Here is a 24166-nt window from a genome sequence, read left to right on the forward strand (position 1 = left end):
GAGGCAACGTGGCCGAACAAGCCGACGTCGTATTCGTTGATGGAGTCCGGACACCGTTCGGACGAGCCGGCGAAAAGGGCATGTACTGGAACACCCGGGCTGACGACCTGATCGTCAAGGCGATCATCGGGCTGCTCGAACGTCATCCTGGTCTGCCGCTCGAGCGCATCGACGAGGTCGCCATCGCGGCGACGACCCAGCAGGGCGACCAGGGGCTCACGCTCGGCCGCACCGCCGCGCTGCTCGCCGGCCTCCCGAAGTCCGTCCCCGGATTCGCGATCGACCGCATGTGCGCCGGAGCGATGACCTCGGTCACGACGCTCGGCAGCGGCATCGCGTTCGGTGCCTACGACCTCGTCCTCGCCGGTGGCGTCGAGCACATGGGACGCCACCCCATGGGGCTGGACGCCGACCCGAACCCGCGGTTCCTCGCCGAGCGCCTCGTCAGTGAGGACGCGCTGAACATGGGCAAGACTGCCGAGCGCATCCACGACCGGTTCCCGCAGCTCACGAAGGAACGCTCCGACCGCTTCGGCATGCGCAGCCAGCAGAAGGTCGCGGCCGCCTACGAAGCCGGACGGATCCAGCCCGACCTCGTCCCGGTCGCGCTCCGGAGCGACAGCGGATGGGGACTCGCCACCGGCGACGAAGGGCTCCGGCCCGAGACCACGATGGAGGGTCTCGCCGGACTGAAGACGCCGTTCCGGCCCCACGGCCGTGTCACCGCAGGCAACGCCTCGCCGCTGACCGACGGCGCCACGGTGAGCCTGCTCGCCAGCGCCTCGACGGCGAAGGAACTCGGCCTCACGCCGAAGATGCGCCTCGTCAGCTTCGCGTTCGCGGGCGTCGAGCCCGAGATCATGGGCATCGGTCCCGTGCCGTCCACGGAGAAGGCTCTGCGGAAGGCCGGTCTGTCGATCGAGGACATCGGTCTGTTCGAACTGAACGAGGCCTTCGCCGTGCAGGTGCTCTCCTTCCTCGACCACTTCGGCATCGACGACGAGGACCCGCGGGTGAACCCGTGGGGTGGCGCGATCGCGGTCGGGCACCCGCTCGCGGCATCCGGCGTCCGCCTCATGATCCAGCTCGCGGCGCAGTTCGCCGAGCACCCCGAGGTGCGCTACGGCCTCACGGCGATGTGCGTCGGCCTCGGCCAGGGCGGCACCGTGATCTGGGAGAACCCATACTTCACCGGCAAGAAGGGACGCAAGTAGATGACCGACTACACGACCATCGACTTCTCGGAACTCGTCACGATCAGCGGCGACGACGAGGTCGTGACGCGCTCCTTCGTCAAGGACGTCACCATGGCGAGCGGACGCACGATCGCGCTCATCACCCTCGACAACGGACGCGACCACACGAGGCCGAACACGCTCGGCCCGGTCACGCTGCTCGAGCTCGACAGCGTCCTCGAGGCGCAACGGACCCGTGCCGCATCCGGCGAGATCGACGGCGTCGCCATCACGGGCAAGCCGTTCATCCTGGCGGCCGGCGCCGACCTGAGCAAGGTCGGCGACATCCCGTCCCGTGAGGTCGCGACCAAGCTCGCGCAGCTCGGCCACCATGTCTTCGGCAAGCTCGAGGACCTCGGCGTACCGACCTTCGTCTTCATCAACGGACTCGCGCTCGGTGGCGGACTCGAAATCGGCCTCAACGCGAACTACCGGACCGTCGACGCCTCGGCGCCAGCGATCGCGCTCCCCGAGGTGTTCCTCGGACTCATCCCGGGCTGGGGCGGCGCCTACCTGCTCCCGAACCTGATCGGCATCGAGAACGCACTCAACGTCGTCATCTCCAACCCGCTCAAGAACAACCGGATGCTCAAGGCGCAGGACGCGCTCGCCTACGGAATCGCCGACGTCATGTTCCCCGCCGCCAACTTCCTCGAGGACTCGTTGCGCTGGGCCGACGGGGTGCTCGGTGGCACCGTGACCGTGCAGCGCAAGAACGTGCCGGGCAAGGTGGAGCGGACGATCAAGTGGCCGCTCGCGATCAGCACCGCCCGCAAGATGCTCGAGAGCAAGATCGGCACGGTCGCGAAGTCGCCCTACGCAGCCCTCGACCTGCTCGAGGCCGCCCGCAGCGGCACGAAGGCACAGGGGTTCGAGCGGGAGGACCGGGCGCTGTCCGAGCTCATCGTCGGCGACCAGTTCCAGGCGAGCATGTACGCGTTCGATCTCGTGCAGAAGCGCGCCAAGCGCCCTGCAGGAGCGCCCGACAAGCAGCTCGCCCGTCGGGTCACCAAGGTCGGCATCATCGGGGCCGGGCTCATGGCGAGCCAGTTCGCGCTGCTCTTCCTCCGGCGACTCCAGGTGCCGGTGGTCATCACCGACCTCGACCAGGGCCACGTCGACGCCGGCGTCGCCCGGATCCACGGCGAGATCGACACGCTCCGCGGGAAGGGCCGCATCTCCCCCGACGAGTCGAACCGCCTGAAGGCGCTCCTGTCCGGCACCACGGACAAGGCCGACTTCGCGGACTGCGACTGGGTCATCGAGGCCGTCTTCGAAGAGGTCGGCGTCAAGCAGAGCGTGTTCGCCGAGGTGGAGCAGTACGTCTCGGAGCAGACGGTCCTCGCGACGAACACCTCCTCGCTCTCCGTCGAGGAGATCGGGGCGAAGCTCGCGCACCCCGAGCGGCTCGTCGGCTTCCACTTCTTCAACCCGGTCGCCGTCATGCCGTTGCTCGAGGTCGTCCGTACACCCCAGACGGACGACGAGACGCTCGCGACAGCCTTCGCCACCGCGGCGAAGCTGAAGAAGAGCGCCATCCTCACCGCAGACGCTCCCGGCTTCATCGTCAACCGGCTCCTGGCGAAGGTCATGGGTGAGGCGGCGCACGCCCTTGACGCCGGCACCCCGCTGCTGACGGTCGAACGTGCCTTCGCGCCCATCGGCCTGCCGATGACGCCCTTCCAGCTCATCGACCTCGTCGGGTGGAAGGTCGCCGCGCACGTGCAGGACACGATGGTCGGAAAGTTCCCCGACCGGTTCTTCGCGTCGGAGAACCTCCACCGGCTCGCAGGCCTGGACTCGGTCGTCGAGAAGGACAAGGGCGGCAAGGTGACCGGCTTCACGAAGCAGGCTCAGAAGGTACTCGTCACGGGCGACAGCCCGCTCACCGAGGACGAGATCCTGCGACGGGTCGAGGACGGCCTCGCCTCGGAGATCAAGCTCATGTTGGACGAGGGCGTCGTCTCAGCCGCCCAGGACATCGACCTCGGGCTCATCCTCGGTGCGGGTTGGCCGTTCCAGGACGGCGGAGCGACGCCGTACCTGGACCGCGTCGGTGCGAGCGAGCGTGCCTTCGGCGACACCTTCCACCACCCGCCCATCCGGGGCGTCCAGGCGTAGTCCGCGCGGTGTCGCGAGAGCGGGGTGTCCTCCACCATCGGTGGACGGCACCCCGCTCTCGTGGTTGAGCCTCGAGCGACGCCGGCCCTCAGCGCCTGCCAAAGCTCAGCGGTTGACGGTGCTCATGTCCGGATACCGGTCGCCGGCCGGGAGACGGAGTGCGTCGAGTCGAGCGAGCGCGTCGGCCGACAGGGAGAGCTCGTCGGCGCCGAGGTTCTCCTCGAGGTACGGGATCCGCTTCGTGCCGGGGATCGGCGCGATGTCGTCACCCTGGGCCAGCAACCAGGCGAGCGCCACCTGGGCCGGTGTCGCATCGAGCGACGCGGCGATCCGGTCGACCTCTTCGACGATCGCGATGTTCGCAGCGAGGTTGTCCCCCGTGAAGCGCGGGTTGGCGCGACGGAAGTCGGTTTCGTCGAGCACGTCGAGCGATCGGATCGTGCCGGTGAGGAACCCACGACCGAGCGGCGAGTACGGGACGAAGCCGATGCCCAACTCACGGACGGTCGGCAGGATCTCCGCCTCGGGGTCGCGGCTCCAGAGCGAGTACTCCGTCTGCAGAGCCGTGATCGGGTGCACGGCGTGTGCACGCCGGATCGTTTCCGGAGCCGCCTCCGACAGACCGATGTACCGGATCTTGCCCTCGGTGATGAGCTCCGAGAGTGCACCCACCGTCTCCTCGATGGGCACACCCGGATCTACGCGGTGGAGGTAGTAGAGGTCCACGACGTCGGTCCCGAGCCGGCGCAGCGATCCCTCGATCGACAGGCGCACGTTCGCGGCGCTGCCATCTGCGCCGAACTGTCCGTCACTGGAATTGCGGATCGTCCCGAACTTGGTCGCGAGGGTCACCTCGTCCCGGCGTGACCCGAGTGCAGCGCCGAGCAGTTCCTCGTTGAGGTAGGGACCGTACATCTCAGCGGTGTCGAAGAAGGTGACGCCGAGGTCCAGGGCGCGGTGGATCGTCGCGGTGGATGCCGCATCGTCGAGGGCGGCACCGGTGTAGAACGCCGACATCCCCATGCAGCCGAGGCCGATCCGGGCGATGTCTGGTCCGGTTGTGCCGAGTGTGATGTGCTTCATCGTGTTGCCACCTGTTCTGTGTAGAGTTCGATCTTGCGATCGATGACCTCCAGCGACTGCTGCATCTCCTCGAGGCGGGCCAGGAACGAGATCCGATGCCGCAGCAGCAGCTCGAGCCTCGCCTCGGCGGTGTCGTCACCGCGCTGAGCCAACTCCGTGTACTCGCGGAGCGTCGCGATCGGCATGCCCGTCGATCGGAGCCTCGTCAGGAACACGACCCAGGACACGTCGCCCTCGCTGTAGCGGCGGTGCGTCGATGAGCTGCGGCCGATCGGACGTGGCATGAGCCCTGCGCGCTCGTAGTAGCGGAGCGTATGGACGCTCAGTCCGGTTCGTTCGGCGACGTCGGAGATGGCGTAGCCCTCGTGGAGAGTGGTCATGTCCACACGATACGACTTCGAGTGCACTCGAAGTCAAGCGCGTCACAGCCCGCGGTCAGGCGCCGTGCGGCCTCGTCGTGCTCCGCTCCGAAGACGTGTCCTGCTCGACGCGGGCGTCAGGCAGTGGGCGGGCGACGGGGATCCGGCTGCCGAGGACCTGTGCCACGACGTCGCGCGCGATCTGCTGCGCTGTGAGGCCCGCATCCTCGAGGATCTGCTCGCGGGACGCGTGGTCGATGAACTCGTCCGGCACGCCGAGCTCGTCGACGGCCGTGTCGACGCCGGCCTCGCGGAGGGTCTGCCTGATGCGGGTGCCGATACCTCCGACGCGGATGCCGTCCTCGATGGTGATCACGAGCCGATGCGCCGCGGCGAGCTCGACGAGCGATTCGGCGACGGGGACCACCCAGCGGGGGTCGACGACGGTCGCACCGATGCCCTGCTGGGCGAGTCGGTCCGCCACGTCGATCGCGATGGGCGCCATCGGGCCGACGGCGACGATGAGGACGTCCGGCTGCTCGGTCGTCCGGAGGACGTCGACACCGTCATGGAGACGTTCGACGGCCGGGAGCTCGGCGGGGGCGCTGCCCTTCGGGAACCGGATGACCGTCGGGGCGTCGTCGATCGACACGGCCTCGCGCAGTTCCTCGCGCAGCCGCTCACCATCACGCGGCGCCGCGATCCGGATGCCCGGGACGACCTGGAGGATCGCGAGGTCCCAGATGCCGTGGTGGCTCGGTCCGTCGGGGCCGGTCACGCCGGCGCGGTCGAGGACGACCGTCACTCCCGCACGGTGCAGCGCGACGTCCATGAGCAGTTGGTCGAAGGCGCGGTTCACGAACGTCGCGTACACGGCCACCACCGGGTGCAGCCCACCGAACGCGAGCCCAGCCGCCGAGGTGAAGGCGTGCTGCTCGGCGATGCCGACGTCGTGCACGCGCTCGGGGAAGCGTTCGGCGAAGGCGTGGAGCCCGACCGGTCGCAGCATGGCGGCGGTGATGGCCACGACGCGGTCGTCGGCCTCGGCCACCGCGAGCATCTCCTCGCTGAACACGGCCGTCCAGGACGGGCGGGCGGCCGCCCCGACGGGCTCCCCGGTCTCGGGATCGATCACGCCGACGGCATGGAACTGATCGGCGTCGTCGTCCCGTGCCGGCTGGAACCCACGACCCTTCTCGGTGATCGCGTGGACGATCACCGGCGCACCGTAGTGCTTCGCCTGGGTCAGGGCCTCCTCCATCGCGTGGATGTCGTGTCCGTCGACCGGCCCGATGTACTTGATGTCGAGGTTGGAGTAGAGCGCCTCGTTGTTCGTGAGGCGGGACAGGAACCCGTGGGCACCTCCGCGGACGCCCCGATAGACCGCGCGTCCCGGACCGCCGAGGAGGTTGAAGGCCCGCTGGCTGCGCTCGCGCAGGTCGCGATAGCTCCGGCGGGTCCGCACACCGCTCAGGAACCGTGCCATACCGCCGATGGTCGGCGCGTACGACCGACCGTTGTCGTTGACGATGATGACGAGCCGGCGGGTGTTGTCATCGCTGATGTTGTTGAGCGCCTCCCACGTCATGCCGCCCGTCAGCGCACCGTCGCCGACGACCGCCACCACATGGCGCTCGTCCTGCCCGGTCATCTGGAAGGCGCGGGAGATGCCGTCCGCCCAGCTGAGCGAGCTCGAGGCGTGTGAACTCTCCACGATGTCGTGCTCGGATTCGGAACGCTGCGGGTAGCCGGCGAGGCCGCCCCGGGTCCGGAGCCCACTGAACTCCTGGCGGCCGGTCAGGAGCTTGTGCACGTAGGACTGGTGACCGGTGTCGAACACCATCGGGTCCGTCGGGGAGTCGAACACCCGGTGCATCGCGATCGTGAGCTCGACGACGCCGAGGTTCGGACCGAGGTGTCCGCCCGTCTTCGAGACGTTCGCGATGAGGAAGGCGCGGATGTCGCCGGCGAGTTCGACGAGTTCCGCCTCGGAGAGGCCGTCGAGGTCCCGGGGTCCGTTCACCTGATCGAGCACGGTCATGCTGTCGTCCCTCCACCATGGGCCGACCGATCGCTCGGAGCCCGTCTTTCGAGTGTACGCGTCGTGAGCGGGGTGGGCTGCGAACGCCGCAGGCCGGCCCCGACGGTTGCTGTCGGGACCGGCCTGGTGGTAGAGCCTCGTCGTCAGACGAGGCTGCGGAGCACGTACTGCAGGATGCCGCCGTTGCGGTAGTAGTCGGCTTCACCGGGCGTGTCGATGCGGACGACCGCGTCGAACTCGACCGGCTCCTTGCCGGGACCCGAGTGCTCGCTCGGGACGGCGCTCACGCGGACCGTCTTCGGCGTGGTGCCGTTGTTGAGCTCCTCGAGACCGGCGATCGACACGATCTCCGTGCCGTCGAGTCCGAGCGAGGCCCAGCTCTCGCCTTCCGGGAACTGCAGCGGGACGACACCCATGCCGATGAGGTTCGAGCGGTGGATACGCTCGAAGCTCTCGGTGATGACCGCCTTGACGCCGAGGAGGCTCGTGCCCTTCGCCGCCCAGTCGCGGGAGGAACCGGAACCGTACTCCTTGCCACCGAAGATGACGAGGGGCGTGCCCTCGGCCTGGTAGTTCTGCGACGCGTCGTAGATGAACGACTGCGGTGCGTCGGCCTGCGTGAAGTCGCGGGTGTAGCCGCCCTCCACGCCGTCGAGCAGCTGGTTCTTCAGGCGGATGTTCGCGAACGTGCCGCGGATCATGACCTCGTGGTTGCCGCGGCGCGAGCCGTAGGAGTTGTAGTCCTTACGACCGACGCCGTGCTCGTCGAGGTACCGGCCTGCGGGCGAGTCGGCCTTGATGTTGCCGGCCGGGCTGATGTGGTCGGTCGTGACCGAGTCGCCGAGCTTCGCGAGGACGCGGGCACCGACGATGTCGGAGACGGGGGTCGTCTCCATGGTCATGCCGTCGAAGTACGGGGGCTTCCGCACGTACGTCGACTCCTCGTCCCACTCGAAGGTCGAGCCCTCGGGCGTCTGGAGCGAACGCCAGCGCTCGTCGCCGTCGAAGACGCCGCTGTACTCGTGGTCGAACATCTCCTTGTTGATCGAGGAGTCGATCGTGTCCTGGACCTCTGCCGCGTCGGGCCAGATGTCCTTCAGGAAGATGTCGTTGCCGTCGGCGTCGACACCCAGGGCGTCGACCTCGAAGTCGAAGTTCATAGACCCCGCGAGGGCGTAGGCGATGACGAGCGGCGGGCTCGCCAGGTAGTTCATCTTGACGTCCGGGTTGATCCGGCCCTCGAAGTTGCGGTTGCCCGAGAGGACGGCGGTGACGGCGAGGTCGTTGTCCTGGACGGCGGTCGAGATCTCGTCGAGCAGCGGACCGGAGTTGCCGATGCAGGTCGTGCAGCCGTAGCCGACCGTGTAGAAGCCGAGGTCCTCGAGGTACTCGGTGAGACCGGCCTTCGCGTAGTAGTCGGTGACGACCTTGGAACCCGGAGCGAGCGTGGTCTTGACCCACGGCTTCGCCTTCAGGCCCTTCTTGCTGGCGTTCCGGGCCAGGAGGCCTGCGGCCAGCATGACCGACGGGTTCGAGGTGTTGGTGCACGAGGTGATCGCGGCGATCGCGACGGCGCCGTGGTCGAGGGTGAAGTCGACCCCGTTCTCCTCGAGGGTGACCTGGGTCGGCTTCGAGAGGGATGCCGGAGCGTGGCTGCGGTGCGTGTGGCGGTGGTGGTTGTTCTCGTCCTCGTCCTGCGGCGTGGTGCCGGCCGGGTCGGAGGCGGGGAAGGAACCGGCGCCGACGAGGTCGACGATGTCGTGCTCGACCGTGGCATAGTCGACGAGGTCGCGCTCGAACTGAGCCTTCGCGTCCGTCAGCTCGATGCGGTCCTGTGGGCGCTTCGGGCCGGCGATCGACGGGACGACGGTGGCGAGGTCGAGCTCGAGGTACTCGCTGAAGACCGGCTCCTGGTCGGCGTCGTGCCACAGCTTCTGGGTCTTGGCGTAGGCCTCGACCAGTGCGATCTGCTCGTCGCTGCGACCGGTGAGGCGCAGGTAGTCGAGCGTGACGTCGTCGATCGGGAACATGGCGGCCGTCGAGCCGAACTCGGGGCTCATGTTGCCGATGGTGGCGCGGTTCGCGAGCGGCACCTCGGCGACGCCTGCTCCGTAGAACTCGACGAACTTGCCGACGACCCCGTGCTTGCGGAGCATCTGGGTGATGGTGAGGACGACGTCCGTCGCCGTGACACCCGTCGGGATGGAGCCGTTCAGCTTGAAGCCGACGACCTTCGGGATGAGCATCGAGACGGGCTGGCCGAGCATGGCGGCCTCCGCCTCGATACCGCCGACGCCCCAGCCGAGCACGCCCAGGCCGTTGACCATGGTCGTGTGCGAGTCGGTGCCGACACAGGTGTCGGGGTAGGCGCGCAGAACGCCGCCGACCTCGCGCGTCATGGTGACGCGGGCGAGGTACTCGATGTTGACCTGGTGCACGATGCCGGTTCCCGGCGGGACGACCTTGAAGTCGTCGAACGCCGTCTGGCCCCAGCGGAGGAACTGGTACCGCTCGCCGTTGCGCTCGTACTCGAGCTCGACGTTGCGCTCGAGCGCGTTCTCGCTGCCGAAGAGATCGGCGATGACCGAGTGGTCGATGACCATCTCGGCCGGGGCGAGCGGGTTGATCTTGTCGGCGGAGCCGCCGAGTGCCTCGACCGCTTCGCGCATGGTGGCGAGGTCGACGATGCACGGCACTCCGGTGAAGTCCTGCATGACGACGCGAGCCGGGGTGAACTGGATCTCGGTGTCGGGGTCCGCGGTCGGAACCCAGTCGCCGATCGCGCGGATGTGTGCCTCGGTGATGTTGGCACCGTCCTCGGTGCGCAGCAGGTTCTCGAGGAGCACCTTGAGGCTGAACGGCAGCTTCTCGTGACCCTCCACCGTGTCGATGCGATAGATCTCGTAGTCGGTCGTCCCGACAGTCAGGGTGTCTTTCGCCCCGAAGCTGTTCACGGTGGACATATCGTCTTCTCCTTCGTTGGCGGCGGCGAGTGCTCACTCACGTGCGTTCCGACCAATCTTGCTGCTGGCGGGTGCTCCGCGGCTAGCAAGGCTTGCCTAACTACAGGCTGGGGCGCGTCGTGTCATCTCGGCATCGCTCATCTATCTTGATGTCGAGACAATTCTAGCATCGAGGATCGGGTCCTCTGGACATGACGAGAGCCCGGCCCGACACGCTGACGCGTCGGGCCGGGCTCTCGGCGCATCACTCGGTGGATGCCTGCGGCGCCTTCGGGAACACGGCGCGGACGACGAGCCAGCTGAGGACGAGCAGTGGTGCGTAGAGCGGGATGCCCATGAGGAGCCGGAGCGTCCCGAGGAGTTCGACGTTCCCACTGAAGTAGAGGGGCAGCTGCACGAGGAGTCGTGCGGCGAACATGGCCACCCACACCAGCGTGAGCCACCGCATGGCGCGTCGTTGTCCGGGGTGGGAGCGCCAGCTCGTGCCGCTGCCCATGAGGTAGCCGGCCACGAGTCCGACGACGGGCCACCCGACGAGCACCGAGACGAGGAGGGCCACGGCGTAGGCGCCGTTGGTCCAGAACCCGACGACGTAGAAGTCCTCAGCGCGCCCGGACAGCAGGGCCAGGGCTGCTGAGAGTGCGATGCCGAGGAGGCCGCCGACGGCCTGTGTCACCGGCTGCCGCTGCACGAGGCGTGCAATGGAGAAGAGGACCCCGAGTGCGACCGGAGCGATGATCGACGGGAGCAGGTCGAGGGTCAGCGTGTAGACGACGAGGAACAGGAGTCCGGGCAGGATCGCCTCGACGATGCCGCGCACGCCGCCCATGGCGAGCAGCAACGCCTTGCCGGTGGGGGCGTCGCCCTCGGCCATCGCGCCCAGACCGGACTTGCGTGCGGCGGCACCGAACGCAGCGGACATCGATTCACCGAGCCGCTGCCGATCCGCATCTCCCGTGGCATCAGGGGAACCCGACGCGTCACGGCGATCGACCGGGTCGACTCCGCGGGGCTCCGGTTCTCGTGCGTCCGTCATCGACTACGCGCTCGTGGCGGTCGGCATACGCAGCGGGATGAGGTCGCGCGGCGGCATGGGCGAGTTGCCCCGGACGACGACGAGGCTGCGGAAGAGGTCGTCCACGAGCGCTGCGGCGTCCGGCTTCGACGCGCCCTCCCCCGCGACGACGCCGCGGAGGAACCAGCGCGGACCGTCGACGCCGATGAATCGTGCCAGGTGGGTCGCGTCGGTGCCTGCGGCACCACCGGTCGGCACCTCGGCGACGAGCTCCGGGCCGAACTCGCCCTCGCGCTCGGTCACGGTGCCGCCCTGCTGGGCGATCTGCTCGGCGATCTGCGACCGGGTCTCGTTCCACAGGCCGGTCGACCGCGGCGCGGCGAACGGCTGGACCTGCAGGGTGGAACCGGCGTAGTCGAGACCGACCGCGACGACCCGCTTCGTCGCCTCCTCCACCTCGAGGCGGAGGTTCAGTCCTTCGCGAGGCAGCACCTTGACGCCACCGAGGTCGATGTAGGGGCGGACGGGGTTCGCCTCGCTCTCGTCGAACGGGCCGGCGGTCTCGCGGTCCTCGGGTGCGGACTTCGCGTCGTCGGGCAGCTCCGCGTCGAGGTCGAGGTCTGGGAGGTCTTCGAGTTCGCTCATGCGAGGGTTCCTGTCTGCGCGGCACCGTCGGTGCTGATGGTTGGGTCGGTGGCGGCCGGTGTCGTGGCGAGCGAGCCGACGCCGGTCGAACCGAAGCCTCCGGCTCCTCGTGCACTGCCTGGCAATCGCTCCACCGGGATGAAGTTAGCGCGCGACACCGGCATCACGATGAGCTGGGCGATGCGGTCGCCCGGTTCGACGGTGAAAGAGGTGTGACGGTCGGTGTTGAGGAGCGTGACCTTGATCTCGCCGCGATACCCGGCGTCGACCGTGCCCGGCGAGTTGACGACGGTGATGCCGTGTTTCGCCGCGAGACCGCTTCGTGGGACGACGAACGCGGCATGGCCGTCGGGCAGTGCGATCGAGACGCCGGTGCCGACGAGGGCGCGCTCACCCGGTTCGAGCACGACGTGCTCGGCGGACACGAGATCCGCACCCGCATCGCCGGGGTGTGCATAGCCGGGCAGATCCGGCGCGATAATGAGTACGTCAACGCTTTCGGTCACGAATCGAGGGTAGTGCAGTTCTCTGAGACAAGGCAGACATGCAGCCGTACCGTGAAACCCTCTGGCCCAGCCCCTGGGTCATCATCGCCCTCGCCCTCGTGGTGCCGGCGACCATGCTCGTCCTCGCGCCCGTTTCGCTCGCGGCGGGGATCGTCGGGGCGGTGGTGCTGTACGGCGGGTGCCTTGCGCTGGCGTTCGGGACGGCGCCGAGGATCCAGGTCTCCGAGTCGAGCCTGTCGGTCGGGAAGGCGTCGATCCCGCTCGGGTTCATCGGTGAGGTCGTGGTGTACACCGGGACGGACGCGACCGCGCAGCTCCGCACCAAGCTCGATGCACGCGCCTGGCTCATGATCCGCGGGTGGGTGCACAGCCTCGTGAAGGTGGAGATCGTCGATCCGGCCGACCCGACGCCGTACTGGCTGCTGTCGTCCCGTCGGCCGCAGGCCCTGGCGGATGCGATCGCCGCCGCGCGCACGCACGCCTGAGGCGGCCACCGCTCGAACCGGTCACTGCTCGAAGCCGAAACGACAGAACCCCTCCGGATCGTGATCCGGAGGGGTTCTGTGTGCCGCTTGTGCGGCGGTGCTGTCAGGCTGCGCACTCCGCGCAGATCGGTCCGAACTTGCCCTCGTGGTCGAGCTGCGAGCGGTGCTTCACGAGGAAGCACTCCATGCAGGTGAACTCGTCCGCCTGGGGCGGGAGCACGACGACGTCGAGGTCGAGGTCCGAGAGGTCGGATCCACCCAGGTTGTAGTCACCCGGGTTGTCAGCGTCTTCGGAGTCGACGACTCCGGACAGCTTGTCTGGAACGCGCTCCTTCAGGGCCTCGATCGACTCGGAATCGTCGTCGGTCTTGCGGGGAGCGTCGTAATCAGTTGCCATGCCTATCCACTTCTCGATGCCGTCGGAACAAAATCGGCGGGCACAGTTTGCATCAGTTCCGCATGAATTGCAAACCGTGTTCGGGAGGGTGTGCGGAACCTTCCCGTGCAACTGACGGCACGCCCGGCGTATTCCCCGAATACGCCCGTGATCCGTGAGAACGTGGGTCAATCACGTGGCACGCTGAGAGGCATTCATCATGCAGGAATTGAAGGTAGTCGGAGCGGAGCTCGGCGCTCTGATCGTTGCAGATCGGAACGAGGAGGAATACCGCCTCATCGTCGACGATTCGTTCCACGTCCACCTGCGGCGGGCGAAGCCGGCCGGTGCGCCGATCGGTGGGAACACCAAGATCTCTCCGAGGGAAGTGCAGGCGCACATCCGCAGCGGGCTCTCCGCCGAGGACGTCGCAGCGGTCACCGGTGCCTCACTGGAGTACGTGCAGCGGTTCGAGGGTCCGGTGATGGCGGAGCGCGAGCACATCGTCGGCACGGCCCTGGGCGTCGCCGTCCTGCCGACGACCGACACGTCGGCCGACGACATCGAGGCCACCTTCGGGAACGTCATCCGGGCTCGACTCGAGAAGCTCGGCGCGACCGACGAACGGTGGACGAGCTGGAAGGAACCCGAGGGCGGCTGGATCGTCAAGCTGTCCTTCACGGCCGACCAGGTCGACCACGACGCCCGCTGGGCGTTCGAGCCGAAGAAGCTCGCCCTCACGCCCATCGGGAGTGAAGCCACGACCCTCTCGCGTCAGGGCGATCTGCCGGCCGCGCTGATCCCCCGGTTGCGTGCGGTCGACACCGACGACTCCCCCGACACCTCACGCTTCGACAGCGGCGCGTTCTCCCTGGACCGCGTGTCGACGCCGCAGCAGACCGAGACCGACCGTCCCGCCGAGACACGTCCGATCGAGCCGTTGCCGTTCGCGTCCGACACGGGCTTCGGCCGTGCACCGTCCTCGAAGGCTGCGACACAGGCCGCTATCAACCGTGAGGCGTCGAGCCCCGAGCAGCACAACCAGACCGCCGACCTGTTGGAGGCCCTCCGCAAGCGCCGTGGCGAGCGGGAGGCCGCCCCCAGCGAACCCGAACCTGCCGAGCGCCCCAGTGCGCCGCACGCCGTCCCGGACCAGCAGACGCCGCTGGCGGTGTTCGACACCGGTGAGTTCGAGGCGGCGCAGCAACGACGCGCGGGCGATTCCGAGTCCTCCGATGGCGGCACGCCGTCCGGGGCCAAGGCGCGCCGCGGCCGAGCGTCGATGCCCTCCTGGGACGAGATCGTGTTCGGTGCGAAGTCCGACGACGACCCAGTCTGATCGGTCAGGGCTTCAGGGCTCGTAACGACCGAGGCCGAGGAGCGGTATCCGGCGTTCGTCGTCGGTGAGCGATCCGTGCTGTCCGATCATGCCCCTCGCGCTCTGATCGGCGGGACGTGAGTCGTAGTAGGCGATGCGCTTCCGGGCTGCGACGATGACGTCGCCGATCCGTGGCAGCACCTCAGGGTCGACCTCGCCGTACCAGCCGTGGTCGATCGCCTGCTCGCGTGTCGCGATCCAGGCGCGGCCTCCCTCTTCGGCTCGCCAGGCCTCAGCCAGGCGCTCCCGATCCGCTGGGCCTGCATCGGTGTCGAGATAGAGGTGAAGGCATCGCGGCTCGCCGCCGATGTGGCGGACACCGGCGACCAGCTCGGGGACCTGGTCGAAGAGCACGTGCTGGTGCTGTGCGACGTCGATCACCCCGTGGTCGGCGGTGATGAGCGCGCCGGTCGACGCGGGCAAACGTGACGACCACCGCTTGAGATCGCCGTCGAGCTCCTCGAGGAGCGCCGTCCAGCGGCCCGACTCCCACCCGTACTCGTGCGCCGCCTGATCGAGCTCGGGGACGTACACGTAGCTGAGTGTGGGGCCGGCGGTCGTGGACACGATCTCTCGGGCCGCGTCGAGGCGGTCCGCCATCGAGCGTCCGGCCCGGTAGTCCGCCCCTCGGAGCACGGCTCGGGTGAAGCCCGAATTGCGGTATCGCTCCTGACCGATCACCGTCGTGGTGACGCCCTCGGCTCTCGCCCGCTCGAACACGGTCGGGAGGCGCTGCCAGGTCTCGGGCACCATGCCGGCGTCCCAGCCGCTGAGTTGGTTCACGACCCGGTCCCCCGCCACGTCCCGTGCTCGGTAGCTGACGAGGCCGTGCCGGCCCGGCAACGAGCCGGTGGTCAGCGTCGCGATCCCGGCCGCGGTGGTCGACGGGAACGCCGACGTCGTGGTGGAGCGCGGACCGAGGCGCGGCGCGAGGAACCGAGCGTGGGCGGCTGCTCCACGGAGGTTTGCGGCGCCGAGGCCGTCGACGAGGACGACGACGGCATGGTCGGCCCGGGGCAGCGATCCACCGCCCACCGTCAGGGATGCGAGGCAATCCGGGAGGACACCGGCAAGGCTGCGTGACTCCGGATCGACCGTCGGTAGCATGGTGGTCATCGGGCTCAGTCTCGCACACCGCGCTGACGACCACGCCCCGCCATCCTCGCCGAGCACCGGCTCGACTCCCCTCAGCAGAGACACGGAATGACCCGCCAACAGCAGACCCCGCCGACGGAGACCAGTGGCGAGCGCATCGAGGACATCGATGTCTCGTCGGAGATGCAGACCTCCTTCCTGGAGTACGCCTATTCGGTCATCTACGCCCGCGCCCTCCCCGACGCGCGGGACGGCCTGAAGCCGGTGCAGCGCCGCATCCTCTATCAGATGACCGAGATGGGCCTGCGCCCGGATCGTGGCCACGTGAAGTCGGCCCGCGTCGTCGGCGAAGTGATGGGGAAGCTGCACCCGCACGGCGACACGGCGATCTACGACGCACTCGTCCGCCTCGCACAGCCCTTCACGCTCCGCGTCCCGCTCATCGACGGGCATGGGAACTTCGGCTCGCTCGACGACGGGCCCGCTGCGCCGCGGTACACGGAGGCCCGGCTGGATGCCGCCGCGCTCGCCCTGACGGCCGACCTCGACGAGGACGTCGTCGACTTCGTCCCGAACTACGACAACCAGTTCATGCAGCCCGAGGTCCTCCCGGCCGCGTTCCCGAACCTCCTCGTGAACGGCGCCAGCGGCATCGCGGTCGGCATGGCCACCAACATGGCGCCGCACAACCTCGTCGAGGTGATCGGTGCGGCACGGCACCTCATCGCGCATCCTCAGGCCACCCTCGAGGACCTGATGGAGTTCGTCCCGGGTCCCGACCTCCCCTCGGGCGGCACGATCGTCGGTCTGGATGGCATCAAGGACGCCTACGCCACCGGTCGCGGCTCCTTCAAGACCCGCGCGAAGGTCTCCGTCGAGCCGGTCACCGCGCGGAAGACCGGTCTGGTCATCACCGAACTGCCCTACCTGGTCGGTCCGGAGAAGATCATCGAGAAGATCAAGGACGGTGTCAGCTCCAAGAAGCTCAACGGCATCTCCGACGTCACCGACCTGACGGACCGCATCCACGGGCTCCGCCTCGTGATCGGCATCAAGACCGGCTTCTCCCCCGAAGCCGTCCTGGAGCAGCTCTACCGCTACACGCCCCTCGAGGACTCCTTCAGCATCAACAACGTCGCGCTCGTCGACGGCGGCCCGCAGACGCTCGGCCTCCGGGAACTGCTGCAGGTGTACGTCGACCACCGCATCAGCGTGGTCACCCGCCGGAGCCGGTTCCGGTTGGCGAGACGCAAGGAACGCCTCCACCTCGTGGAGGGGCTCCTCATCGCCATCCTCGACATCGACGAGGTCATCCAGGTCATCCGCGCGAGCGACGACTCCGAACAGGCGCGCGCGAGGCTCATCGAGGTCTTCGACCTCTCGCAGCTGCAGGCCGAGTACATCCTCGAACTCCGTCTCCGACGACTCACCAAGTTCTCGCGGATCGAGCTCGAGGCCGAGCGCGACAAACTGCTGGCCGAGATCGCCGAACTCGAGCGGTTGCTCGGGAGCCAACGACTCATCCGCGCCGCGGTCTCCGCGGAGCTCGCCGCTGCGGCCGAGCAGTTCGGCACACCGCGCCGGACCATGCTGACGAACGCGAAGCCGAGCGTCGCGACGACCGGCCGAGGGAAGAGCGCCCCGGTGCTCGAGCTCGCCGACACCCCGTGCCGCGTCTACCTCAGCGCGACCGGACGGGCGCTCCGCGTCGACCTCGAGCAGGACGCACCCGCACCACGACCCGGTCGGCGGAGCAAGCACGATGCGATCCTGAGTGTCGTCGAGACCACGAGCCGCACCGAACTCGGTGCGGTCACCAGCCTCGGTCGCGTCATCCGGTTCACCCCGCTCGACCTCCCGGCGGTGCCGGCGGCGTCCATCCAGCTCGCGGCCGGCGTCCGGATGGGCGAGTACCTGTCGCTCCCGAACCGTGACGAGCGCGTGCTGGCGATCGTCTCGCTGACCTCGGAGCAGCCGATCGTGCTGGGAACCGAGACCGGCGTCGTCAAGCGCGTCATCCCCGGCGACCTGCCGAACAAGCCGGACTTCGAGGTCATCACGCTCAAGCCGCGCGACCACGTCGTCGGGGCGACGCAGGTCGGCGACGACGCGGAACTCGTCTTCGTCGCCTCCGACGCACAACTGCTCCGTTTCGCCGCGACGTCCGTCCGTCCGCAGGGGCGGGCCGCGGGTGGCATGGCCGGCATCAACCTGGCGGCCGGTGCGAAGGTCATCTCGTTCACGGCGGTCCTGCCCACCGACGACGTCGTCGTCGTGACCGTCGCGACCAATTCGCTGACGCTCGCCGGAACGGACACCGGGAGCGCGAAGGTGTCGGAGTTCTCCGAGTTCCCCGCCAAGGGTCGTGCGACCGGCGGTGTCCGGTCGCAACGCTTCCTGAAGGGCGAGGACCAGCTGGCCGTCGCGTGGGTCGGCGCCGCTCCGGCTCACGCCGTCGGGACGGACGGGACACCGCGGACGCTCCCGGAGGTCGGTGCGAAGCGCGATGCCTCAGGGGTGCCGCTCGACGCCCCCGTCGGGTTCATCGGCGGCGCGATCACCGCACCGGCAGCACCGGCGACGGACGACGCGGCAGCGAGCGACGAATCGTCCTGATCGGAGCTGCACACTGACGAAGGCCCGGATCGAGCGCACTGCTCGATCCGGGCCTTCGTCGTCTGTCCTGCTCCTCGGTGGACGACCGACGATCAGACGTCGATGCTCTCCCGTGACAGCCGGTCGGAGCTGTCGACGATGAACTCCTTGCGCGGGGCGACGTCGTTGCCCATGAGGAGTTCGAAGATCCGTCCGGCCGACTCCGCATCCTCGACCCGGACACGGCGCAGCGTCCGGTGACGGCGGTCCATGGTGGTCGTGGCCAGCTGGTCGGCATCCATCTCGCCCAGACCCTTGTAGCGCTGGATCGGTTCCTGGTGCTTCTTGCCGGTGCGCTTGAGGTCGCTCAGCACCGCGTGCAGTTCGGCTTCGGAGTAGGTGTAGATCGTCTCGTTCGGCTTGGAGCCGGGATTGATGACGATGACGCGGTGGAGCGGCGGTACCGCGGCGAACACGCGACCCGCTTCGATCAGCGGCCGCATGTACCGGAAGAAGAGCGTGAGCAGGAGCGTCCGGATGTGGGCGCCGTCGACGTCGGCGTCGCTCATGAGGATGATCTTGCCGTAGCGGGCGGCGTCGAGATCGAACGATCGTCCGGAGCCCGCGCCGATGACCTGGATGATGGACGCGCACTCCGCGTTCGACAGCATGTCGGAGACGGAGGCCTTCTGCACGTTGAGGATCTTGCCTCGGATCGGGAGCAGCGCCTGGTAGGAGCTGTCTCGGGCGAGCTTCGCCGTGCCCAGTGCCGAGTCGCCCTCAACGATGAAGAGTTCACTGGACTCGAGGTTGCCCGAGCGGCAGTCGACCAGCTTCGCCGGGAGCGACGAGTTCTCGAGCGCGTTCTTGCGGCGTTGTGTCTCCTTGTGGGTCCGCGCGGAGATCCGGGACTTCATCTCCGACACGATCTTCTCGAGCACGAGCGCGGTCTGTGCCTTGTCGTCGCGCTTGGTCGAGGCGAACCGCTCCTTGAGCTCCTTCGTGACGACGTTGGCGACGATGGCGCGGACGGCCGGCGTGCCGAGGATCTCCTTCGTCTGGCCCTCGAACTGCGGCTCGGCGAGACGAACCGTCAGCACCGCCGTGAGGCCCGCGAGGACGTCGTCCTTCTCGAGCTTGTCCGAGCCGACCTTGAGTCGACGGGCGTTCTGCTCCACCTGGGCGCGGAGGAACTTCAGCAGGCCCTGGTCGAATCCGAGTTGGTGCGTGCCGCCCTTCGGCGTGGCGATGATGTTGACGAAGCTGCGCATGACCGTCTCGTACCCGGTACCCCACCGCAGCGCGATGTCGACCTCTGCCTCGCGCTCCACCTCGGTGGCGACCATGGTGCCCGACGGAGACAGCACCGGGACGGTCTCGGTGAACGTGCCGCTGCCGGTGAGGCGCCAGGTGTCGGTGAGTGCGGTGTCGCCCGCGAGGTGGTCGACGAACTCGGAGATGCCGCCCTCGTAGCGGAACATCGCCTCGGTCGGCTCCTCGACGGTCTCGTCGCGGATGTGGATGCCGAGCCCCTTGATGAGGAAGGCGGTCTGGCGCGCGCGGCCGAGGAGCTCCTCGGCCTGGAACTGGGCGCCCTTCGTGAAGATCTGGCGGTCGGCCCAGTAGCGGATCCGGGTGCCGGTCACGCCGCGCTTCGTCTTGCCGATGACGCGGAGCTCGCTCTGCTTCTCGAACGGCGTGAACGGTGCGTCCGGGGTCGGCTCCCCCGTGTCGGCGAAGATCCCCGGCTCACCGCGGTGGAAGGACATGGCGTAGGTCTTGCCGCCGCGATCCACCTCGACGTCGAGTCGCTCGGACAGGGCGTTGACGACGGATGCGCCGACGCCGTGCAGCCCGCCGGACGCGGCGTACGAACCGCCGCCGAACTTCCCGCCGGCGTGGAGCTTGGTGAAGACGACCTCGACACCGGAGAGGCCGGTCTTCGGCTCGATGTCCACCGGGATACCACGTGCGTGGTCGCGCACCTCGACGCTCAGATCGGCGTGGAGGACGATCTCGATCTGATCGCCGTACCCGCCGAGGGCCTCGTCGACGGAGTTGTCGATGATCTCCCAGAGGCAGTGCATGAGGCCACGCGAGTCGGTGGAACCGATGTACATGCCCGGTCGCTTGCGCACCGCCTCGAGGCCTTCGAGGACGGAGAGATGCCTTGCGGAGTAGTCGCTGCTCACGCTTCCCAGCGTAGTCGTCGGCGCCGACACGCCGAGGGAGACACTCGGCGCGCGATCGTCCGGAGCCGCGCGACGGCGCGTTGTCTCGGCTCGTCGACCCATCCGGCTGCAGGGTTGATCCGAATGATCTACGCGCACAGCGAAAAGAACACGGAATGGGACCCCGTTGTGACAATCGCGTGCTTTCATGAGTACTACGAGTTTCGTAGCCGCCCGAGTCAGGAGGAGCACATGTCACAGACTGCTACCGAGAGCACGCCGAGTGACCTCGACGCCCAGCAACTGACTGCCGCCGATCGTTGCGATCTGTGCGGAGCACAGGCCTACATCCGCGTGCAGATGAACAGCGGTGAGCTGCTGTTCTGCGCGCACCACGGCAAGAAGTACCAGGAGAAGCTGACGCAGGTCGCGACCGACTGGCACGACGAGTCCGCGCGACTCTTCAACGAGCAGCGCGCCTAGTCCACCGGCATCACGACGAAGGGCCCCGGATCCGAGATCCGGGGCCCTTCGTCATGTCATCGAGGAAGCGCGGTCTCAGACCAGCGCGGCCTCGATCGCGCGCGGACTCAGGCGAGGGCCGAGACGATCTGCGCTCTGGCGTTGGCGGCGATCTCGTCGAGGGCGTGAAGCTCTGGCGATTCGTCGAGCATCGAAGTCCCCCCGGCGACCGTGATCGCCAGACGGAGCAGCCGATCGGCCAGTTCCGGGTTCTTGGCGAGGACGGGGCCGTGCAGGTGGGTTCCGACGAAGGGGCCGACCAGCGCACCCTCCGTGCCGTCGCCGTTGCCTCGTCCGTGCTGCACGGTGCCGATCGACTCGACCCCCGTCCCGGCTCGGAAGTCCCGCCCGTGGTTCTCGTACCCGACGAGTACCGGGGCGTCGAGCTCGAGGCCGCCGCTCGGCACGACGACGAGGTCGTCACTCGCCCGCGTGCGCCGCAACGGTGCGTCGCCCTCGATGATGGCGAGGCCCTCGACCCAGCTCCCCGGTACCAGCTCGAGCCGGCGAGTGAGGAGCTTCCATCCGTTGGCGACGGCGAGGACGGGCACGCCGGCCTCCACCCAGGCGATGAACGCGTCGCGGAACGGCCGGAGCGTCTCGAGCACCTGTGGCGCCGACGGGTCGTCGCACGACCCGAGGACGATCGCGTGGACCGTGCTCGGGAGCTCGGCGACCGACTCGACCGGGACGAGCTCGACGGCGAGGCCACGCGCGCGGGCCCGGCGAGCGAGGACCGCGCCGTTCTCGGCGTCGCCGTTCACATTGCAGCTCGATGGCAGGAGGACGGCGATGGTGATCGTCGGTTCGGTCGTCATGCGTCGTCCTGATCGTTCGAAGCGAGGCCGAGGTGCGCGCGGGTACGACGCATCGAGTCGGCGGTGAAGATCACGGTCTTCCGACCGTGCGCGGGCGCAGGGAGAGCGAGGAACGCGTCCAACGCCGTGCCGAGGTCCGGTTCGATCCGGTCGATCTCGACGCCGTCGTAGCCCAGCTGCAGCGCGGCCTCCCAGGCCTTGGACCCCGACACGATCGCCACACGACCGAGCCTGGACGTGTCGACCGGCCAGAGGTACGAGGGATCGCGGACGTCGCTCCCGACGGCCACCAGGATCTGCTCGGTGTCGGCCGCGAGGCTGTCGACGTTGAGCTGATAGCTCGCGGGGTTCTGGACGAGGACGAACTCTACCTCGACACCGCGGACGGTCGTCACCTCACCGCGGCCGAACACCGGCGTGAGCGCACGGAACGACTCAGCCGCGATGGTGAGCTGGAACTCGGGGCCGAGGATCGCGGCGGCGCCGGAGAGGGCTGCGGCCGCATCCACGGCGTAGTGCACGCCACGAGCCGGCAGACGGAACCGGACGGTCTCGCCGCAGTGGGTGATGGACACCAGGTCGCCGTCGAGGGCTTCGACGACGGTTCCGGAACCGGGATCGACCCGATCGGACGAGGTCGTGCTGTACCCGAGGCCGCGTGCGCTGGCGCCGAGCACGGCCGTCGAGACGCCGTACCGCCATCGCGTCGCGTCGCTGCCTGGCGCGACGGCGTCGACGAGCGCGTCATCGCCGTTCAGGACGAGCGACGTGCTCGATCGGGCAGCGATCGCGTCGAGCATGCGCGCCACCATGGCAGCGTCGTGGAAGCGGTCGATCTGGTCGACGGACACGTTGGTCAGGATGACGTGGGCGGGCGCGAGCCGCGGCGCGATGAGCGCGCCGTGTCCTTCGTCCATCTCGAGCACCCCGAGCTCGGCGTCGATCCGGCCGCGGAGGTCGGCTCGTTCGAGGAGAGCCGAGGTGAGGCCCTGGGAGATGTTCGCCGTGGACGGGTTCGTGAAGACCGACACGCCGTGGGCACGCAGGATGCCGACGAGCATCTTGGTCGTCGTGGACTTCCCGCTCGAGCCGCTCACGATCACGAGACCACGCGGGAAGGCGTTCAACGTGTCGGGGAGGAACCCGGGCGCGATGCGGTTGACCACGAGGCCGGGAACAGCCGATCCCCCGCCCGGCTTACGCAGCCTGGCGAGGAATCGGACGGCACGACCGGCGAGGATGGCCGGGGCGTAGCGCATGCTCCTACTCGAGGTAGTCGCGGAGCGACTGGGATCGGCTCGGGTGACGCAGTTTCGCCATGGTCTTCGACTCGATCTGCCGGATCCGCTCACGGGTGACCCCGAAGGTGTCGCCGATCTGGTCGAGCGTCTTGGGCATGCCGTCGCCGAGGCCGAAGCGCATCCGGATGACGCCCGCTTCCCGCTCGGAGAGCGAGTCGAGGAGCGACTCCAGCTGCTTCTGCAGCATGGTGAAGCTGACGGCGTCGGCCGGCACGACCGCCTCGGTGTCCTCGATGAGGTCGCCGAACTCGCTGTCGCCGTCCTCGCCGAGGGGCGTGTGCAGCGAGATGGGCTCGCGGCCGTACTTCTGGACCTCGATGACCTTCTCAGGCGTCATGTCGAGTTCGCGGCTGAGCTCTTCGGGCGTGGGCTCGCGGCCCAGGTCCTGCAGCATCTGCCGCTGGACGCGGGCGAGCTTGTTGATGACCTCGACCATGTGCACCGGGATGCGGATGGTGCGCGCCTGGTCGGCCATGGCACGCGTGATGGCCTGACGGATCCACCAGGTCGCGTAGGTGGAGAACTTGAAGCCCTTGGTGTAGTCGAACTTCTCGACCGCACGGATGAGGCCCAGGTTGCCCTCCTGGATGAGGTCGAGGAACTGCATGCCGCGGCCGGTGTACCGCTTGGCGAGGCTCACGACGAGTCGGAGGTTCGCCCCGAGGAGGTGGCTCTTGGCGCGGGCACCGTCCTTCGCGACCCACTGGAGCTCACGACCGACCCGCGAACGCTTCTCGAGGTCGGAGAGCTGGGCGAGCTTGTCCTCGGCGAAGAGGCCCGCCTCGATGCGCATCGCGAGTTCGACCTCTTCGGCCGCGTTGAGGAGCGCGACCTTACCGATCTGCTTGAGGTAGTCCTTGACCGGGTCGGCGGTGGCGCCGGTGATCGCGGCCGAGTACACCGGGATCTCGTCGTCGTCGCTGTTGGAGAGTACGAGTGCGTCGGTGGGGAGGGTGATCTCCGGCACGGACTTGTCGTCCTCCTCCTCGACCGCCTCGGTGGCGTCGCCTGCGGGCGCGTCGACCACGGCGTCGTCGGCGACGACCTCGACGACGACGTCCTCGTCGTCCGCGCCCTCATCGGGCTCCGTGCTCGACTTCGTGCCCGCCTTGGCGCGGGTGGCCTTCTTGGGAGCAGCCTTCGCTCGGGTCGTGGTGGCCTTGGTGGTCCGAGCCTTCGCTGCGGGAGCCTCCGTGGCCTCGTCTGCTGGCGCTGCTTCGTCTGCGCGAGCCGTCTTGGTGGCCATAGCTGCACCTTCCTGTTCGGACCCGGCATGGACAGTCATCGCCGGATCGTCCGTGATTTCGGACATTACGAGGACCCATGTCAAGTCTTGGTGCAGTGCAACCCGAAAAGGGCCGCCGACATTCCGAGAGGTGAACGGGTCCGTGTTCCATTATAGCGCGAGCCGGAAGACCTCAGAGCCACAGGCCGTTTGTCAAGGGTGGGATCAGGGG

The 24166-nt window shown here is 68.4% G+C and carries 19 protein-coding genes; 6 read left to right on the forward strand and 13 right to left on the reverse strand.

Going from position 1 to position 24166, the window contains the following annotated elements:
• Positions 1–8: 8 nt before the first annotated feature.
• Positions 9–1214 carry a thiolase family protein gene (locus ACQG07_RS09350; protein WP_274499911.1) on the forward strand — a complete coding sequence of 402 codons (1206 nt, stop codon included), beginning with the start codon at positions 9–11 and terminating at the stop codon, positions 1212–1214.
• Positions 1215–3356, forward strand: coding sequence for a 3-hydroxyacyl-CoA dehydrogenase NAD-binding domain-containing protein (locus ACQG07_RS09355; RefSeq protein WP_426738086.1), 2142 nt, complete (start codon positions 1215–1217; stop codon positions 3354–3356). It abuts the gene before it with no gap.
• Positions 3357–3461: 105 nt separating this feature from the next.
• Here the strand turns inward: ACQG07_RS09355 and ACQG07_RS09360 are convergent, their stop codons facing one another.
• The 7 genes from ACQG07_RS09360 to dut form a co-directional block, all read right to left on the reverse strand.
• A complete protein-coding gene (locus tag ACQG07_RS09360; RefSeq protein WP_426738087.1) occupies positions 3462–4439 on the reverse strand; it encodes an aldo/keto reductase in 978 nt (325 codons plus the stop codon).
• Positions 4436–4819 (reverse strand): MerR family transcriptional regulator, encoded by a 384-nt coding sequence (locus ACQG07_RS09365; RefSeq protein ID WP_056011194.1) that lies wholly within the window; start codon positions 4817–4819, stop codon positions 4436–4438. The genes ACQG07_RS09360 and ACQG07_RS09365 overlap by 4 nt, the downstream gene beginning before the upstream one ends.
• 55 nt (positions 4820–4874) lie before the next feature.
• Positions 4875–6839, reverse strand: a complete 1965-nt coding sequence (gene dxs, locus ACQG07_RS09370) for a 1-deoxy-D-xylulose-5-phosphate synthase (protein WP_426738088.1) — start codon at positions 6837–6839, stop codon at positions 4875–4877.
• 143 nt (positions 6840–6982) lie between these two features.
• Positions 6983–9802: an aconitate hydratase gene (locus ACQG07_RS09375; protein WP_426738089.1), complete on the reverse strand. Its 2820-nt coding sequence runs from the start codon at positions 9800–9802 to the stop codon at positions 6983–6985.
• 244 nt (positions 9803–10046) lie between these two features.
• A complete protein-coding gene (locus ACQG07_RS09380; RefSeq protein ID WP_192004936.1) occupies positions 10047–10724 on the reverse strand; it encodes a DUF3159 domain-containing protein in 678 nt (225 codons plus the stop codon).
• Between the two features lie 117 nt (positions 10725–10841).
• On the reverse strand, positions 10842–11462 hold the full coding sequence (locus tag ACQG07_RS09385) for a DUF3710 domain-containing protein (RefSeq protein ID WP_086473327.1): 621 nt from the start codon (positions 11460–11462) through the stop codon (positions 10842–10844).
• On the reverse strand, positions 11459–11968 hold the full coding sequence (dut, locus tag ACQG07_RS09390; protein ID WP_079705885.1) for a dUTP diphosphatase: 510 nt from the start codon (positions 11966–11968) through the stop codon (positions 11459–11461). Before dut ends, ACQG07_RS09385 begins: the two co-directional genes overlap by 4 nt.
• Positions 11969–12006: 38 nt before the next feature.
• On the opposite strand from dut, the gene ACQG07_RS09395 reads away from it, so the two are divergent.
• Positions 12007–12453: a DUF3093 domain-containing protein gene (locus ACQG07_RS09395; RefSeq protein ID WP_079705884.1), complete on the forward strand. Its 447-nt coding sequence runs from the start codon at positions 12007–12009 to the stop codon at positions 12451–12453.
• Positions 12454–12556: 103 nt separating this feature from the next.
• Here ACQG07_RS09395 and ACQG07_RS09400 read toward each other — a convergent pair whose 3' ends face one another.
• Positions 12557–12850, reverse strand: a complete 294-nt coding sequence (locus ACQG07_RS09400; RefSeq protein WP_056005937.1) for a DUF4193 domain-containing protein — start codon at positions 12848–12850, stop codon at positions 12557–12559.
• 199 nt (positions 12851–13049) lie between these two features.
• Between ACQG07_RS09400 and sepH the strand changes: the two genes are divergently transcribed.
• A complete protein-coding gene (sepH, locus tag ACQG07_RS09405) occupies positions 13050–14168 on the forward strand; it encodes a septation protein SepH (protein ID WP_426738090.1) in 1119 nt (372 codons plus the stop codon).
• A 12-nt stretch (positions 14169–14180) separates the two neighbouring features.
• Here the strand turns inward: sepH and ACQG07_RS09410 are convergent, their stop codons facing one another.
• Complete coding sequence (locus ACQG07_RS09410) at positions 14181–15323, reverse strand: alkaline phosphatase family protein (RefSeq protein ID WP_426738091.1); 1143 nt, start codon at positions 15321–15323, stop codon at positions 14181–14183.
• 87 nt (positions 15324–15410) lie between these two features.
• On the opposite strand from ACQG07_RS09410, the gene ACQG07_RS09415 reads away from it, so the two are divergent.
• Positions 15411–17918, forward strand: coding sequence for a DNA gyrase/topoisomerase IV subunit A (locus tag ACQG07_RS09415; RefSeq protein ID WP_426738092.1), 2508 nt, complete (start codon positions 15411–15413; stop codon positions 17916–17918).
• Positions 17919–18010: 92 nt separating this feature from the next.
• Here ACQG07_RS09415 and ACQG07_RS09420 read toward each other — a convergent pair whose 3' ends face one another.
• Complete coding sequence (locus ACQG07_RS09420) at positions 18011–20089, reverse strand: DNA gyrase/topoisomerase IV subunit B (protein WP_426738093.1); 2079 nt, start codon at positions 20087–20089, stop codon at positions 18011–18013.
• Positions 20090–20320: 231 nt separating this feature from the next.
• Here ACQG07_RS09420 and ACQG07_RS09425 point away from each other — a divergent pair, with 231 nt between their 5' ends.
• On the forward strand, positions 20321–20551 hold the full coding sequence (locus ACQG07_RS09425; RefSeq protein WP_079705880.1) for a DUF7455 domain-containing protein: 231 nt from the start codon (positions 20321–20323) through the stop codon (positions 20549–20551).
• Positions 20552–20658: 107 nt separating this feature from the next.
• On the opposite strand, the gene ACQG07_RS09430 is transcribed toward ACQG07_RS09425, so the two are convergent.
• The 3 genes from ACQG07_RS09430 to ACQG07_RS09440 are packed head-to-tail and all read right to left on the reverse strand — an operon-like array spanning position 20659 to position 23994.
• Entirely contained in the window at positions 20659–21408 is a 750-nt protein-coding gene (locus tag ACQG07_RS09430) for a hypothetical protein (RefSeq protein ID WP_426738094.1), read from the reverse strand.
• Complete coding sequence (locus ACQG07_RS09435; RefSeq protein ID WP_411558341.1) at positions 21405–22667, reverse strand: MurT ligase domain-containing protein; 1263 nt, start codon at positions 22665–22667, stop codon at positions 21405–21407. The genes ACQG07_RS09430 and ACQG07_RS09435 overlap by 4 nt, the downstream gene beginning before the upstream one ends.
• Positions 22668–22671: 4 nt before the next feature.
• Positions 22672–23994 carry an RNA polymerase sigma factor gene (locus ACQG07_RS09440; protein ID WP_426738095.1) on the reverse strand — a complete coding sequence of 441 codons (1323 nt, stop codon included), beginning with the start codon at positions 23992–23994 and terminating at the stop codon, positions 22672–22674.
• Positions 23995–24166: the final 172 nt, after the last annotated feature.

This window comes from Plantibacter sp. 2H11-2, assembly GCF_050031945.1.
GTDB lineage: Bacteria > Actinomycetota > Actinomycetes > Actinomycetales > Microbacteriaceae > Plantibacter > Plantibacter auratus.

Bases quoted from the DNA above. Each gene is read 5' to 3' on its own strand.
- ACQG07_RS09425 (WP_079705880.1), top strand. From the start codon at position 20,321: ATGTCACAGACTGCTACCGAGAGCACGCCGAGTGACCTCGACGCCCAG.
- ACQG07_RS09385 (WP_086473327.1), bottom strand. From the start codon at position 11,462: ATGAGCGAACTCGAAGACCTCCCAGACCTCGACCTCGACGCGGAGCTG.
- ACQG07_RS09365 (WP_056011194.1), bottom strand. From the start codon at position 4,819: ATGACCACTCTCCACGAGGGCTACGCCATCTCCGACGTCGCCGAACGA.
- ACQG07_RS09440 (WP_426738095.1), bottom strand. From the start codon at position 23,994: ATGACTGTCCATGCCGGGTCCGAACAGGAAGGTGCAGCTATGGCCACC.
- ACQG07_RS09415 (WP_426738092.1), top strand. From the start codon at position 15,411: ATGACCCGCCAACAGCAGACCCCGCCGACGGAGACCAGTGGCGAGCGC.
- ACQG07_RS09380 (WP_192004936.1), bottom strand. From the start codon at position 10,724: ATGTCCGCTGCGTTCGGTGCCGCCGCACGCAAGTCCGGTCTGGGCGCG.
- ACQG07_RS09360 (WP_426738087.1), bottom strand. From the start codon at position 4,439: ATGAAGCACATCACACTCGGCACAACCGGACCAGACATCGCCCGGATC.
- ACQG07_RS09355 (WP_426738086.1), top strand. From the start codon at position 1,215: ATGACCGACTACACGACCATCGACTTCTCGGAACTCGTCACGATCAGC.
- sepH (WP_426738090.1), top strand. From the start codon at position 13,050: ATGCAGGAATTGAAGGTAGTCGGAGCGGAGCTCGGCGCTCTGATCGTT.
- ACQG07_RS09375 (WP_426738089.1), bottom strand. From the start codon at position 9,802: ATGTCCACCGTGAACAGCTTCGGGGCGAAAGACACCCTGACTGTCGGG.
- ACQG07_RS09410 (WP_426738091.1), bottom strand. From the start codon at position 15,323: ATGACCACCATGCTACCGACGGTCGATCCGGAGTCACGCAGCCTTGCC.
- ACQG07_RS09400 (WP_056005937.1), bottom strand. From the start codon at position 12,850: ATGGCAACTGATTACGACGCTCCCCGCAAGACCGACGACGATTCCGAG.
- dxs (WP_426738088.1), bottom strand. From the start codon at position 6,839: ATGACCGTGCTCGATCAGGTGAACGGACCCCGGGACCTCGACGGCCTC.
- ACQG07_RS09435 (WP_411558341.1), bottom strand. From the start codon at position 22,667: ATGCGCTACGCCCCGGCCATCCTCGCCGGTCGTGCCGTCCGATTCCTC.
- ACQG07_RS09395 (WP_079705884.1), top strand. From the start codon at position 12,007: ATGCAGCCGTACCGTGAAACCCTCTGGCCCAGCCCCTGGGTCATCATC.
- ACQG07_RS09430 (WP_426738094.1), bottom strand. From the start codon at position 21,408: ATGACGACCGAACCGACGATCACCATCGCCGTCCTCCTGCCATCGAGC.